Origin of the sequence: Serratia sp. BFP-2025, from assembly GCF_050880365.1 — a bacterium.
Taxonomy (GTDB): domain Bacteria; phylum Pseudomonadota; class Gammaproteobacteria; order Enterobacterales; family Enterobacteriaceae; genus Serratia; species Serratia surfactantfaciens.
The window spans coordinates 3,004,056-3,017,738 of record NZ_JBPAFV010000001.1; the positions used below are offsets into that span (position 1 = coordinate 3,004,056).

A 13,683-nucleotide genomic window follows, 5' to 3' on the forward strand; every position below is an offset into this window, starting at 1 on the left:
GCACTCCTAGCGGCACACCACCGTGGCGTCACAGGCCGCCAGCGTCTCCACCAGGCGGTCCTCCAGCGCCTTCACCTGCGCGCCGGGCACCAGATAGTTGTTGCTGATGATGGCGAACGCCAGCGGCCGCCCGGTCGCCGAGTCGACATAGCCGCTGAGCGACGATACCCCGGTCATGGAACCGCTCTTGGCGTGGGCGCGCCCCGCCGCCGGGCTTTTCACCATGCGGCTTCGCAGCGTGCCACCCACCAGCAACCCCGGCTCGCCCGCGACGGGCAAGGCGTGATACCAATCGGCGAACCACGGCTGTTTTCTGGCCGCCAGCAACAGCGTCGTCAGCTGCTGCGGCGTGATCTGGTTCATGCGCGACAGCCCGGAACCGTCCACCTGGCGGTACGCGCCGGCCTCGATGCCCTGGCTTTGCACAAACCGGCTTATCGCCTGCAGGCCGGCGGCCCAATCCCCTTTACTCTGCGTCTTGCGGCCCATCGCTTTGGTCAATATCTCGCCGTAGCCGTTGTTGGACACTTTCAGGAAGGTGACGACCAGACGGGAAAGCGGCGGCGAGGTTTTTTCGGCCAGCAGACGAGCGCCCACAGGCGTCACGCCCTCTTCAGCGGCACCGCGCAGAGTGATGCCGTGCGCGCGCAGGGCATTTTGCAACAAGGCGCCGACGACGATGGCCGGTTGATCGACGGTGATCAATCGCGAGCTGGCCTCCGCCTGCGCGGCGATGGTGCCGCTGACCACGATCCGGTTGCCGCCAGGCTGGCGATCGAACGTCAGCGCGGTATCACCGCCGGTGGTGGTGCGATTGACCAGCGTCACCGCGCCATTGGCGGGATAGAAGCTCACCTGCCCCGGCGCACCGGCGCGGGCGCCCGGCCGCACCGCCACCTGCACCACGTTGATATCGCCGCCGGGGGTAAAGGCGTAGTTCAGCGCCGAAATCGGCGCGGCGAAAGCGAAGGGTTCATCGTCCCAGCTCCAGCCGGGGCCGAATGGTGTCTGATCAAAGGCGCTGGCGTCCAGGATCAGCCGCCCCTGGATATGACGAATGCCGCGCTGCGCCAAGGTGGCGGCGAAGGTATCGAGATCGTCCGGGTGCAGCGTAGGATCACCGCTGCCCTGCAGATAGAGATCCCCGTGCAACGTATCGCCGCGCTGTTTGCCGTTGGTCAGCAGCCGGGTTTCAAAGCGGTAATCGGCGCCCAGCACGCCGAACGCCGCCAGAGAGGTGAACATCTTCATGTTGGACGCCGGCGCCAGACGCTGATCCGCGTGCGCCTGATACAGCACCTTGCCGCTATCGACGTCGCGCACCATCACGCCACTCGACGCCCCGACCAACGCCTTGTCCTGGCCGATGGCCGCCAGCGCCTGGCCGAGGTTTTGTCCATGGCGTTCGCCGGATGACGAACACCCCGCCAGCGCCACGATGGCGGGCAGCAGCCAGCCTGCGGTTTTCAACATGTCATCTTCCTGTTTGCGTTATCAAAACCAAATTGTCGCTCAGGCTATCATTGGAAGGCGGCGGTGGCGAGAATGTCCGACGTGCTTATCGCTCAGATACGCTCGGCAACACCAGACGACGCTCGCTGTACGCCACTCGCCACGCCAACAGCAGCGCGCCAAGGCTGCAGAGCGACAGCACGGCGCCCAAGTGCTGCGACAACCCGGCCAGCACCAGGCCACCGCCTAGCATCAGATAATACATCAGGCCAAGGATGGCGCCGGCGGTGCCCATGCAGTCTTTATAATGGCGCAACGCGCGCGCCAGAATATTGGGAATGGCGATGCCGTACGCCATCACCACCAGCATCATCGGCAGAACGAACCACAAGGTCCCTTCCAGCAGCAGTACCAGCAAGCCGCCGGTCAGCGACAGCGCGCAGGCCAGCATCAACAGCGCGGGGAACAGCCAGTGCTTGCCGATCAAAAGCTTGTTGATCGTCGCGCCGATACCGACCCCGGCCGCCAACACCAAACCGGTATAACCGAACCACTGCGCCGGCAGTGCCAACGCCGAGAAGTGGAATGGTGCCAGCTGGTAATAGCTGAACATGCAAATATTGAACAACGCCACCAACAGCGCACTGAGCCAAACATCCCCGTCCTTGATCATCCGCCCCAGCGTGCCGAAAAATGAATTCTTCACCACCTGTTGCGGACGCGTTTCCGGCAGTTGCCAACCGGCATAGCCCAGCAACAGCGCCGCCAGCAGCGCCAAACCGCCAAACACGCCTTGATAACCCCAATAGTGAGTCAGCACGGCGCCGCTCAACACGCCAACCGCTGGGCCGATCGCCATGGCGATCCCCATCACCGAGAACACCCGCGCCAACTCATAACCGTCGAAGCGATCGCGAATCGCCGTTTGCGTCCCGACCGAACCGACCGCCGCGCCAAAGGCGGCCAGCCCCCGCGCCGCCAGCAGCACGCTGAAACTGCCGCTGAACAGCGCGACGATCGAAGCCAGCAGATAGAGCATCAGCCCGGCCAAAATGGCGGGACGGCGTCCGATGACGTCGCACATCCGTCCCCATACCACCACGCCGAGCGCAAAGGCGAAAAAGTAACAAGAGAGCGTTTGCGCCGCCATCTCCGCACTGACCCGGAAACCGTGAGCAATGTGCGTCAATGCCGGGCTGTAGATGGTCTCCACCACCAGGGGAAACATCATCATCGACGTCGCCAAGGTCAGCGTCAGTTTACGTTGCATAACAGATCCCGCAGCCAAGAATAAGCTGCACAAGGTAGCATCTGCTCCCCGGCGACGATTACAATATAAAAGACAATAAATTTACAAAATCGGACATCCTATGGCGTGGCTTCAGGCGCAGGACAGCTTTAATCCGGATGCGCTCGACAATAGCGTGCTCGGGATCGCCGCCGAACTGGCGCAGCACGACTCGGGCACGCATTGGCATGAGAAGGGGCAGTTGCTGTTTTGCCAGCAAGGCAGCATGCGCATCACGCTCAACCAAAGCATCTGCATGCTGCCGCCGGCCAGAGTTGCCTGGATCCCGCCGCGGGTGGCGCATCGCGTTCAGGTCAATGGCGTGGTCGGTTACCGTTCGCTTTATCTCGACGCCGGTCGCTACCCCTGCCTGCCCGCACAGCTTGCCGTACTGACAGCCTCACCGCTGCTGCGCGAGGTGTTGGAACGTATCGCGTTCGCCGCCTTCGACACCGACTGGCAACATGGGCCCTACGCCAATATTCTGGCGGTCTGTCTGGATGAAATCGCCGCCGCGCCGCGCGAGTTGACGTTGCTGCCGCTGCCTTGTGACCGGCGCCTGCGCCACCTCGCCGATCGGGACATGCTTCCGCCGTTGCATCAGCTGGCGCGCTATAGCGGCGCTTCAGAGAAAACCATCAGCCGGATCTTCCGCCGTGAAACCGGCCTCGGTTACCAGCAGTGGCGCCAGCAATGGCGATTGATCAAGGCTATCGAGATGCTGGCCGCAGGGCTGAGTCAATCCGACGTCGCCAGCCGGCTGGCGTTTTCCAGCGACAGCGCCTTCGCCACTTTCTTCAAGAATAGGGTGGGCTGCCCGCCGAGGGCGTATATGGCAAGAAGAAAATAAATCGGTGAGAAGGTTTGATGCGGAGCGTGGCGAACGGCGCTTCCCGTTTGCCTTGGGAAGCGCCGCGTCGATACGCCGTTATTGATACACGATCTCGCCCTTTGGCTCATAGGCCGCCGCATCCAGCGGCGAGTGTTTCTCGATGTATTGCTTCAGCACCTCGGCGTCGATAAAGCCGGTGTTGACGTAGCTCGGCAGCCCATCCAGCTTCGGATAGCCGTCACCGCCCAGCGCGTTGAAGTTCAGCGTCGCCATGCGGTAGGTTTTATCCGCCTGCAGCGGCTGGCCGTTGATCTTCACCTCGCTGACGCCCTTGCCGTCCGCGACCAGGCTGACGTTGGCGAACTGGGCGTAGGCGCCGGAATCCGGCTGCATGTTGGCCACTACCGCCAGGTACTGCTCAATCTCGCTGCCTTTCATATCGACATGCACCAGGGTGTTGCCGAACGGCTGGACCTTGAGCACGTTCTTGTAAGTGATATCGCCGCTCTCAATGGAATCACGCACCCCGCCGCCGCTCATCACGGCGAAATCGGCATCGGCGCGCTCCATCTGCGCGGCCAGCATCACCCGCGCCAGGTTGGTCTGCACGAAGCGCACTTTGCTGCGGTCGCCCTCCAGCTTGCCGTTAACGCTGCCGATTTTCACGCTCAGCTGTTCTTTGCCCTTCTCCTGGAACGGCGTCAGTAATTTCATCATGGTCGGATCTTCGGCGATCTGCTGGGTGTAGTACACCCGCTCGCTGGTGCCGTCCGCCTTCTCCACCTTTTTCTTCAGGTTCACCGGGATCAGCTGATAATGCACCAGCTTCAGCTCACCGTTGCGGAATTCAAAATCGGCGCGACCCACGTATTTGCCCCATTCGTGCGCCTGCACAATCCAGGTGCCGTTCTGGCGATCCGGCGCGCATGGCGTGCCCGGCACGTAATCCACCTGTTTACGGTTGTCGCTGGCCATGCACACCGGATCCTGCGAGTGGCCGCCGACGATCATATCGAGATACCCGGCCGGCAGGCTGCGCGCCATCTCCACATCGCCCGGCGCGTTGGAGCCGTGCTGGCCGTTATCGTAGTGCCCCATGTGGGTGGCGGCGATGATCACGTCCGGCTTTTCGTCCTGGCGCAATTGCTCCACCACCCGCTTCGCTTCCGGCGCCGGCACGCGGAATTCAATGTCGGTAAAATACTCCGGGTTGCCCATTTTGGCCGTGTCGTCGGTCGTCAGGCCGATGACCGCAATCTTGATGCCCTGCTTGTCGAACAAGGCGTAAGGCTTGAACAGCCGCTGGCCGGTGCTTTTCTGGTAGATGTTGGCGGAGAGCAGCGGGAAGGTCGCCCATTTCTCCTGCTGGCGCAGCACGCTCAGCGGGTTGTCGAATTCGTGGTTGCCGATCGCCATCGCGTCGTAACCCACCAGGTTCATGCCGCGGAAGTCCGGCTCGGCGTCCTGCAGATCCGATTCCGGCACGCCGGTATTGATATCGCCGCCGGACAGCAGCAGCAGGCTGCCGCCCTGCGCCGCCACTTCCTGACGGATACCGTCCACCAGCGTTTTCTGCGCGCCCAGGCCGTATTCGCCGTGATCGTTCTGCCAGAAGTGACCGTGATGGTCGTTGGTATGCAGAATGGTGATGGCGTAGGTCTTATCCTTTTCCCAGGCACTGGCGGCCCCCGACAGCAAGGTCAGGGAAACGGCCAACGCGCATGCGGTGGTCTTCAGCGAAAAACGCATGGCGGATCTCCGTGTATTAAATGGCTTTTATGATGAGGGCGAAATTGTAGCGCGAATCAATGACAGTTGATTTCAAATTTTTGCGAGGTGAGTCTGATTATTTCAGATATGGTAAAAACTGAGCGGGCTGCCTAAGATGTCATCTCTGTGCTCAACACCTTATCAGGCTAATAATAATATGACCGACAGTAGCCAAAGCGCGATGCCGCCCGCCAAGGGCAGTACGGTAAAGGGGACCGCTTTCTCCATCCTCGGCGCCATCAGCGTGTCTCACCTGCTCAACGATATGATCCAGTCGCTGATCCTGGCGATTTACCCGATCCTGCAAGCCGATTTCCACCTCAGCTTCGTGCAGATCGGCATGATCACCCTGACCTATCAGCTGACGGCCTCCCTGCTGCAACCGCTGATTGGGTATTACACCGATAAACACCCGCAGCCTTATTCTCTGCCGATCGGCATGGGCTTTACCCTGACCGGCCTGCTGCTGCTGTCGGTGGCGAACACCTTCCCGCTGGTGCTGCTGGCGGCGGCGTTGGTGGGCACCGGTTCATCGGTGTTCCACCCGGAGTCCTCGCGCGTGGCGCGCATGGCTTCCGGCGGGCGGCACGGTCTGGCGCAGTCGCTGTTCCAGGTCGGCGGCAACTTCGGCAGCTCGCTTGGCCCACTGCTGGCCGCGCTGATCATCGCGCCTTACGGCAAAGGCAACGTCGCCTGGTTTTCGCTGGCGGCCCTGCTGGCGATCGTGGTGTTGCTGCAGGTCAGCAAATGGTACCAACATCAGCATCGGGTGGCTAAAGGGCAACCCAAAAGCCCGTCAATGCTGAAACCGCTGCCAAAACGTACCGTCGCCTACTCGATGGGCATTCTGCTGGTGCTGATTTTCTCTAAATATTTCTATCTGGCCAGCATCAGCAGCTATTACACCTTTTATTTGATACATAAGTTCGGCATTTCGGTGCAGAACGCGCAAATTCATCTGTTCGCCTTCTTGTTTGCGGTGGCGGCCGGCACCATTATCGGCGGGCCTCTAGGTGACAAGATAGGGCGTAAATATGTTATTTGGGGCTCCATCCTCGGTGCGGCGCCATTTACGCTTGTTTTACCCTATGCATCACTGTACTGGACCGGCATTTTGACGGTAATTATCGGGGTAATTCTCGCCTCGGCGTTCTCCGCCATTCTGGTTTACGCGCAGGAGCTTATCCCCGGAAAAGTCGGTATGGTTTCCGGGTTATTCTTCGGTTTTGCTTTCGGTATGGGCGGATTAGGCGCGGCAGTTCTTGGTTATGTCGCTGATTTGACCAGTATTGAACTGGTCTACCAAATCTGTGCTTTCCTGCCGCTGATCGGCATTATCACCGCGTTACTGCCCAATATGGAGCATAAAACGCAATAACCCCGCGAACGGCCCGGATGAAACCATTTATTCATCCGGGTTTATCCTACGGATAAATCAATGTTATTTGGTTTATCTGGCATAAAATCCCCTCATTGCCGTACCTTAAGCGAAATCCTCTGCTTTTTTACAAAAAAGGCCAAATTAGCCAAGCAAGCCGCGAACAAATGCAATAAACTAAATGTATCTTTTCGTAACTTTGTTGCGTTTCTCCCGTGCCGCGATGCATAGCCAGAAGGAGTATGGATGCATAATTCAACACCGCTCATCACCACCATCGTCGGAGGGTTAGTACTCGCCTTCCTCCTCGGTATGCTGGCGAACCGCCTGCGCATCTCCCCTTTGGTGGGATATCTGGCCGCAGGGGTGCTCGCCGGCCCGTTCACCCCCGGTTTCGTCGCCGATACCTCACTGGCGCCGGAACTGGCGGAAATCGGCGTTATCCTGTTGATGTTCGGTGTTGGCCTGCACTTCTCCCTGAAAGACCTTCTCGCAGTAAAATCTATCGCCATTCCCGGCGCCGTAGCGCAGATAGCCGTCGCCACGCTGCTCGGCATGGGGTTGTCCAAGCTGCTCGGCTGGGATCTGATCTCCGGTCTGGTGTTTGGCCTCTGCCTCTCTACCGCCAGTACCGTGGTATTGCTGCGCGCGTTGGAGGAACGGCAACTGATCGACAGCCAACGCGGGCAAATCGCTATCGGCTGGCTGATCGTCGAAGATTTGGCGATGGTGCTGACGCTGGTGTTGCTGCCGGCCTTCGGCAACATGCTGGGCAACGACAACGCCAGCAGCGGTCAGCTGCTGATGGAGCTGGCGCTGACCATCGGTAAGGTCATCGCCTTCATCGCGCTGATGATCGTGGTCGGCCGCCGCCTGGTGCCGTGGATCCTGTCGAAAACCGCCAGCACCGGCTCACGCGAGCTGTTTACCCTGGCGGTATTGGCGCTGGCGCTCGGCATCGCCTATGGCGCGGTGAAGCTGTTCGACGTTTCCTTCGCGCTGGGCGCCTTCTTCGCCGGCATGGTGCTGAACGAGTCCGAACTGAGCCACCGCGCAGCGCACGACACCCTGCCGCTGCGCGACGCGTTCGCGGTGCTGTTCTTCGTCTCGGTCGGCATGCTGTTCGATCCGATGATCGTGATTAACGAGCCGCTGGCGGTGCTGGCGACGCTGGCGATTATCGTGTTCGGCAAATCCGCCGCCGCGTTCCTGCTGGTGAAAATGTTCGGCCACTCCAAGCGCACCGCGCTGACCATTTCCGCCAGCCTGGCGCAGATCGGCGAGTTCGCCTTTATTCTGGCGGGCCTCGGCATCGCGCTGGGCATGATGTCGGAACATGGCCGCAACCTGGTGCTGGCCGGCGCGATCCTGTCCATCATGCTCAACCCACTGTTGTTCACCCTGCTGGAGCGCTATCTGGCCAAGACCGAAACCATCGAAGAGCAAATCCTCGAAGAGGCGGTGGAAGAAGAGAAGCAGATCCCGGTGGACATGTGCAACCATGCGCTGGTGGTCGGCTATGGCCGCGTCGGCAGTCTGCTGGGCGGAAAACTGGCCGAGGCGGGCATCCCGCTGGTGGTGATCGAGAACTCCCGCCCGCGGGTGGAAGCGCTGCGCGAGCAGGGCATAAAGACGGTGTTGGGCAACGCCGCCAATCCGGAAGTGATGGATCTGGCGCGGCTCGACTGTGCACGCTGGCTGCTGCTGACCATCCCGAACGGCTATGAGGCCGGCGAGATCGTCGCCTCGGCGCGCGCCAAGCGGCCGAACATCGAGATCATCGCCCGCGCCCACTACGACGACGAGGTGGCCTACATCACCGATCGCGGCGCCAATCAGGTGGTGATGGGCGAACGCGAGATCGCCAACAGCATGCTGAACATCCTGCAGCTGGATACCCTGAGCGAAGAAGAAAAAATGGGCGGCTGCCCGATCTGAAGCGCCGCGCGCGCATAAAAAAAGGTCCGGCATGCCGGACCTTTTCTTTTCAATGGGTTAACGTTCCCAGTAGGACTCTTCCAGGCTGTCTTCGCGCTCCGGCAGGCCGCGCGTGAGGCGCGGCGAATGCTGGTTCAGCACCTGGTAGCTGACGCGGTTGGCATATTTGCACACCTGCGCCAATGAGGAATAGGTCAGGTAACTGCGCACATGCTTGCTGGAGTTCGGCACGTTGTGACGGTGGTAGCCGTTGGCGGCGATATCGTGCAGCAACGCCGACAGCGCGCCGTCGCCGGCGCCGTTGGTGTTCATGATCCTCTCCGGCCCGCCCATATACGGCGCGATGTGCGAATAAACGCGCAGCGGATTTTCACAGTGCTCGCGGCGCATGGCGCGGCTGAACTCGTAGCGGTTGAACTCGGCGATATGCCCCGGCAGCAGCGGGTGCTGCGTCTGGCGTTTGTTGGCTTCTTCGGTATAGCCCGCCATATACAGGCCACTCGGCCCGGCAGTGCACAACACCAAATCCACCCAGTCCAGCGCCATGTCCGAGGCGGTGAGCGGATCGCTCAGCCCGGTCAGCTCCAGCGCTTCGTCTTCGTTCATCGCCAGAATCGACACGTTTTCCTTCAGGAAGTCGCGCCACCACTGCGGGTTGTCGGCGATCACGTACTTGGTGCCCAGGGTCAGCACTACCGGCACATCGTGTTTTTTGGCGTATTCGATCGCCTGCAGGGTGGCGGCCTTCATCGGCTCGCCCTCCTTGCAGCGCACCAGATAAGAGCTCAACACCAGCGCCGACGCGCCGGCGATCACCTCTTCCGGAATGCTTTCCGGGCGCAGCTGATTCATCTGGCCGGGGTTGATGGCGAAGGTGCGCTCGCCGCTTTCACCGATCAGCGTGAAGCAGCGGCCGATGGCGCCGTCTACGCCCTGCAGATAGTTAAGATCGGTGCGGCTGGAGGTATTGCACAGGTAACGGTAGGCGTAGCTGCCGATTTTCACGTTGCTGCACATCACGCCGAGCAGCACCGAACGGTCGTCCGCCAGCACCGAATAGTTGTGCATGGTATTGCCGATGGTGCCGCCGGCGAACTGATGGGTGACCAGATTATTTTCGTTCAGTTCCTGATACAGCGCCTCGGCGACGTCGTCTTCGATCACCAGAGAGTGGCCCAGACTCAGGCCGTAGCGCTGGACAAAAGCGTCGTCCACTTTCGCCTCGATATCCACCAGCGTCTGGTCGATGCCGACGATATACGAGGTGCTGATTTCACTTTCGGGCTGGGCCTGCTGCAGAAGCGGATCGCGGGCGCTCACCGGAAAATAGTGTTTGGACTTGCGTTTACCAGGAAATTTCATGTGATTGGCGGTGGTGACGGTTTAACAAGCGGAGAATGTTAACACATCCCCGCCCGATCATGATGCACCTAATATACAGATTATGAATGATTACAGACGCTGCGCCACCAACTGCTGCATCATATCGATATGCGCCGGTTCATCGTTCAGCGCAGAGATGTACTCAAACTTTTCGCCGCCGGCCTTGAGGAAGATCTCGCGGTTCTGCTCTTTGATCTCTTCCAGCGTTTCCAGGCAGTCCGCCGAAAAACCGGGGCAGATCAGCTGAATGTGCTTCACGCCCTGCGCCGGCAACCCCTTCAGGGTTTCATCGGTGTACGGCGTCAACCACGGCTCGCGGCCGAAGCGCGACTGGTAGGTCATCATCACTCGCTCCGGCGCCAGCGGCAGCGTGGCGCTCAGCGCACGCAGCGTATCCTCGCAGCGCTGCGGGTAGTCGTCGCCCAGACGCGCATAGCGTTTGGGGATGCCATGGAATGACAGCACCAACCGATCCGGCTGGCCGTGTTCGGCGAATGAACGCTCCACGCTTTGCTGCAGCGCGGCGATATAGGCCGGGTGTTCGGCATAATCGCGAATGAAAGCCACCGACGGCAAGCGGCGATAGCCTTTCAGCACCCGCGCTACGCCATCCCATACCGCCGCACTGGTGGAGCAGGAATATTGCGGATAGAGCGGCAACACCACCAGGTTAGTCACGCCCTGCGCCAGCAGCTTGTCGATGGCTTCCGCCAGGCTCGGCGAGCCATAGCTCATGCCCAGCTCCACCGGCGTATTCGGCATGCGCGCCGCCAGCGCCCGCTGTTGGCGGCGGCTGTACACCAGCAGCGGTGAGCCTTCTGCCATCCACACCGATTGGTAGAGCTTCGCCACGCGCGGCGAACGGATCGGCAGGATCGCGCCGTTGAGGATCGGCCACCAGATCAGCGGCGCCGTGTCGACCACGCGATCGTCACTGAGGAATTCCTTCAGATAGCGTTTGACCGCCGACGAGGTCGGCGCATCTGGCGTGCCCAGGTTCACCAGCAATACGCCGTGTTTCTCTTGCTTCATCTCAGTTCCCCTCATTTCCTTTCCGGCCGGCATTCCGTTCTGGGTCGGGATGTCAGCAGCCATTAATGCCGGCTATTGTAACGGAAAAGTCCTGCGTCGAAACCGATAACAGCAACAGGCTATGCCTGTGAGCCTCTCCCTTGCGCCAGCTGCCATACCGCCGCCACGTTGCGCGCCGTCACCTGCAGATTGCGATCGGCGTCCGCCAACGCCTCTTCCAGCGTCACGATGCGATCGAGCACCGAAAACGCCGCATCGATGCCGTGCTGATGCACCACCTGATAATCCGGCGTCAGGCTACCGGCGATGGCGATCACCGGCACGCCGTGACGCTTGGCCACCCGCGCCACGCCAATCGGCGTTTTGCCGTGGATCGACTGGCTGTCCAACCGCCCTTCGCCGGTGATCACCAAGTCAGCATCGCGCACCGCCTCATCCAGGCGCAGGGTTTCGGTGACGATCTCGATGCCCGGCCGCAAGCGCGCATCGAGCATGCCGAGCAGCGCCGCCCCCATGCCGCCCGCCGCCCCCGCGCCCGGCTGGGTGAGCACGGCGCGGCCGGTTTCCCGCTCCAGCAGTTCGCCATAGTGATGCAACGCCGCATCGAGCTGCGCCACCATCTCCGGCGTCGCCCCCTTCTGCGGCCCGAACACCGCCGACGCGCCCTTTTCGCCGCACAGCGGATTATCGACGTCGCAGGCGGCGGTCACGCTCACCCGTTGCCAACGCGCATCCAGCCCGGCGAGATCGAGATGCGCCAGCTGCGCCAGGGCCGCCCCGCCCACCGGCAACGGCCGGCGATCCCGATCCAGCAGTTTGACGCCCAGCGCCTGCATCATCCCGGCGCCGCCGTCGTTGGTGGCGCTGCCGCCGATGCCGAGAATGATCGCCTTCACGCCGCGCTCCAACGCCGCCAACATCAGTTCACCGGTGCCGTAACTGGTGGTGATGCGCGGATCGCGCCGATTAGGCGACGCCAGATGCAGCCCGGAAGCGGCGGCCATTTCAATCACCGCGGTTTCACCGTCGCCCAGCAGGCCATAAAATCCCTGCACCGGCTCGCCCAGCGGCCCGGTGACCGTCACCTGGACGATTTCGCCGCCGGTGGCCGCCACCATCGACTCCACAGTCCCTTCACCGCCGTCCGCCATCGGCAACTTCACGTAGTGCGCCTGCGGGTAGATTTGACGGAATCCCCGCTCGATAGCGTCGGCGACGCCGAGCGCACTCAGGCTCTCTTTGAAAGAATCCGGGGCAATAACCACTTTTTTCAGCGTTTTCATCACTGTTCCTTATCCCGCCAGGTTAAATACGCCAAACATCAGCGCCGAGATTGCCGCGATGGTGAACCCCACCAGCGTCTCATACGGCAGCAGCTTCAGCCGCTCGTGCACCGCCATATTGACGCTGCCGCCGGTGGCGTGGAAGAAGCTGCCGTGCGGCAGGTGATCCAGCACCGTCGCGCCCGCATGGATCATCGCCGCGCCGGCCAACCCGCTCACCCCCAGTTCCAGCAGCGTGGAACTGAATACCCCGGACGCTACGGCGGTGCCGGCGGTGGTCGACGCGGTTGCCATCGACATCAGCGCGCCGGATAGCGGCGCCAGCAACCAGGCCGGCAGCCCGGTATGCGTTAAGCCGTTAATCAGGACATCCTTCAGCGCCGAGTTGGCGATGATGCCTGCCAGCGTGCCGGTGCCGAGCAGCATGATCGCCACCGGCGCCATGCGCGACAGGCCGGAGACCATAAACTGATTGCACTGGCGAATGCGCCCCATCAATAGCGCGCCCGCCAAACCGCCGGCCGGCAACGCGATCAGCGGATCGACGGCGATCCCGGCGATCGGCCGTAGCGACAGCAGCAGGATCGCCACCAGCGGCGCACTGATCGCCGCGGCAAAGCCCGGCCGCGCCCCTTCGGCATGCTGAGTCAACTCTTCGGCCATCACCCTGCTGCCTTTATCGCTCAGGCGGCGCGCCAGCAGATAGGCCACCACCAGGCCGCACAGCCCCGGCACGATGCCGGCCATCATCACCGAGGTGAGCGGCACGTGGAAATTGTCCGCTGCCGCGATGGTGTTCGGGTTGGGCGACATCACGTTGCCGGCCTTGCCGCCGCCGATCATCGCCAGCAGGATCGCCGCGCGTGAAATACCGGCCTTCTGGGCGATCGACAGTGCGATAGGCGCGACGGTGATCACCGCCACGTCGATGAACACCCCCACCGCCGTCAGGATCAGTGTAGCCACCGCCAGCGCCAGCAGCGCGCGGGTTTCGCCCACCTTGCGCACGATGGTTTCGGCGATGGTGTGCGCCGCGCCGGATTCGATCAGCACCCCGGCCAGCACACCCGCCGCCAGAATGCGCATCACGGCGTTGGTGATGCCCTGCGCCCCGCCAATCATCAGCGTCACGGTCTGCACCAGATCGGCGCCGCCGCACAGCCCGCCCGCCAGCGCGCCGGCAATCATGCCGTAAGCCGGCGGAACCTTGCGTAGAATCAGGACGATGGCGACGGCTAACGCCACCAGCGCCCCCAGAGTGGATACGGTTGTCATTGTTGTTTTCTCCGTGGTTGATGTGCAGGCCAACATATCGCGCGCGCCCGGC

General features: G+C 61.7%; 10 protein-coding genes. 3 read left to right on the forward strand and 7 right to left on the reverse strand.

The features are described from left to right. Window positions 1-6 precede the first annotated feature (6 nt). A complete protein-coding gene (gene dacB, locus ACRAWE_RS14440) occupies window positions 7-1,473 on the reverse strand; it encodes a D-alanyl-D-alanine carboxypeptidase/D-alanyl-D-alanine endopeptidase (RefSeq protein ID WP_432525513.1) in 1,467 nt (488 codons plus the stop codon). 85 nt (window positions 1,474-1,558) lie between these two features. Next, on the reverse strand, window positions 1,559-2,722 hold the full coding sequence (locus ACRAWE_RS14445) for an MFS transporter (RefSeq protein WP_154747598.1): 1,164 nt from the start codon (window positions 2,720-2,722) through the stop codon (window positions 1,559-1,561). 100 nt (window positions 2,723-2,822) lie between these two features. On the opposite strand from ACRAWE_RS14445, the gene ACRAWE_RS14450 reads away from it, so the two are divergent. Continuing rightward, complete coding sequence (locus ACRAWE_RS14450) at window positions 2,823-3,590, forward strand: AraC family transcriptional regulator (RefSeq protein WP_432525515.1); 768 nt, start codon at window positions 2,823-2,825, stop codon at window positions 3,588-3,590. A 78-nt stretch (window positions 3,591-3,668) separates the two neighbouring features. On the opposite strand, the gene ushA is transcribed toward ACRAWE_RS14450, so the two are convergent. Further along, complete coding sequence (gene ushA, locus ACRAWE_RS14455) at window positions 3,669-5,321, reverse strand: bifunctional UDP-sugar hydrolase/5'-nucleotidase UshA (protein ID WP_154747596.1); 1,653 nt, start codon at window positions 5,319-5,321, stop codon at window positions 3,669-3,671. 178 nt (window positions 5,322-5,499) lie between these two features. Here ushA and ACRAWE_RS14460 point away from each other — a divergent pair, with 178 nt between their 5' ends. After that, complete coding sequence (locus ACRAWE_RS14460; protein ID WP_063918853.1) at window positions 5,500-6,720, forward strand: MFS transporter; 1,221 nt, start codon at window positions 5,500-5,502, stop codon at window positions 6,718-6,720. A 246-nt stretch (window positions 6,721-6,966) separates the two neighbouring features. Next, window positions 6,967-8,658 carry a YbaL family putative K(+) efflux transporter gene (gene ybaL / locus ACRAWE_RS14465; RefSeq protein ID WP_025160055.1) on the forward strand — a complete coding sequence of 564 codons (1,692 nt, stop codon included), beginning with the start codon at window positions 6,967-6,969 and terminating at the stop codon, window positions 8,656-8,658. A gap of 57 nt (window positions 8,659-8,715) precedes the next feature. Here ybaL and ACRAWE_RS14470 read toward each other — a convergent pair whose 3' ends face one another. The 4 genes from ACRAWE_RS14470 to ACRAWE_RS14485 all read right to left on the reverse strand — a co-directional run bounded on the left by ACRAWE_RS14470 (window position 8,716) and on the right by ACRAWE_RS14485 (window position 13,631). Then, window positions 8,716-10,020 carry an inosine/guanosine kinase gene (locus ACRAWE_RS14470; protein ID WP_019454159.1) on the reverse strand — a complete coding sequence of 435 codons (1,305 nt, stop codon included), beginning with the start codon at window positions 10,018-10,020 and terminating at the stop codon, window positions 8,716-8,718. 90 nt (window positions 10,021-10,110) lie between these two features. Then, window positions 10,111-11,073: a ferrochelatase gene (gene hemH, locus ACRAWE_RS14475; protein WP_019454160.1), complete on the reverse strand. Its 963-nt coding sequence runs from the start codon at window positions 11,071-11,073 to the stop codon at window positions 10,111-10,113. A 119-nt stretch (window positions 11,074-11,192) separates the two neighbouring features. Next, window positions 11,193-12,356 (reverse strand): glycerate kinase, encoded by a 1,164-nt coding sequence (locus ACRAWE_RS14480; RefSeq protein WP_432525518.1) that lies wholly within the window; start codon window positions 12,354-12,356, stop codon window positions 11,193-11,195. 9 nt (window positions 12,357-12,365) lie between these two features. Then, window positions 12,366-13,631 carry a GntP family permease gene (locus ACRAWE_RS14485; protein ID WP_016928831.1) on the reverse strand — a complete coding sequence of 422 codons (1,266 nt, stop codon included), beginning with the start codon at window positions 13,629-13,631 and terminating at the stop codon, window positions 12,366-12,368. Window positions 13,632-13,683: the final 52 nt, after the last annotated feature.

What these genes read in the sequence shown, in the direction of transcription:
- hemH (WP_019454160.1), bottom strand. Translation starts at nt 11,073, where the DNA reads ATGAAGCAAGAGAAACACGGCGTATTGCTGGTGAACCTGGGCACGCCA.
- ACRAWE_RS14470 (WP_019454159.1), bottom strand. Translation starts at nt 10,020, where the DNA reads ATGAAATTTCCTGGTAAACGCAAGTCCAAACACTATTTTCCGGTGAGC.
- ACRAWE_RS14460 (WP_063918853.1), top strand. Translation starts at nt 5,500, where the DNA reads ATGACCGACAGTAGCCAAAGCGCGATGCCGCCCGCCAAGGGCAGTACG.
- dacB (WP_432525513.1), bottom strand. Translation starts at nt 1,473, where the DNA reads ATGTTGAAAACCGCAGGCTGGCTGCTGCCCGCCATCGTGGCGCTGGCG.
- ACRAWE_RS14485 (WP_016928831.1), bottom strand. Translation starts at nt 13,631, where the DNA reads ATGACAACCGTATCCACTCTGGGGGCGCTGGTGGCGTTAGCCGTCGCC.
- ybaL (WP_025160055.1), top strand. Translation starts at nt 6,967, where the DNA reads ATGCATAATTCAACACCGCTCATCACCACCATCGTCGGAGGGTTAGTA.
- ushA (WP_154747596.1), bottom strand. Translation starts at nt 5,321, where the DNA reads ATGCGTTTTTCGCTGAAGACCACCGCATGCGCGTTGGCCGTTTCCCTG.
- ACRAWE_RS14480 (WP_432525518.1), bottom strand. Translation starts at nt 12,356, where the DNA reads ATGAAAACGCTGAAAAAAGTGGTTATTGCCCCGGATTCTTTCAAAGAG.
- ACRAWE_RS14450 (WP_432525515.1), top strand. Translation starts at nt 2,823, where the DNA reads ATGGCGTGGCTTCAGGCGCAGGACAGCTTTAATCCGGATGCGCTCGAC.
- ACRAWE_RS14445 (WP_154747598.1), bottom strand. Translation starts at nt 2,722, where the DNA reads ATGCAACGTAAACTGACGCTGACCTTGGCGACGTCGATGATGATGTTT.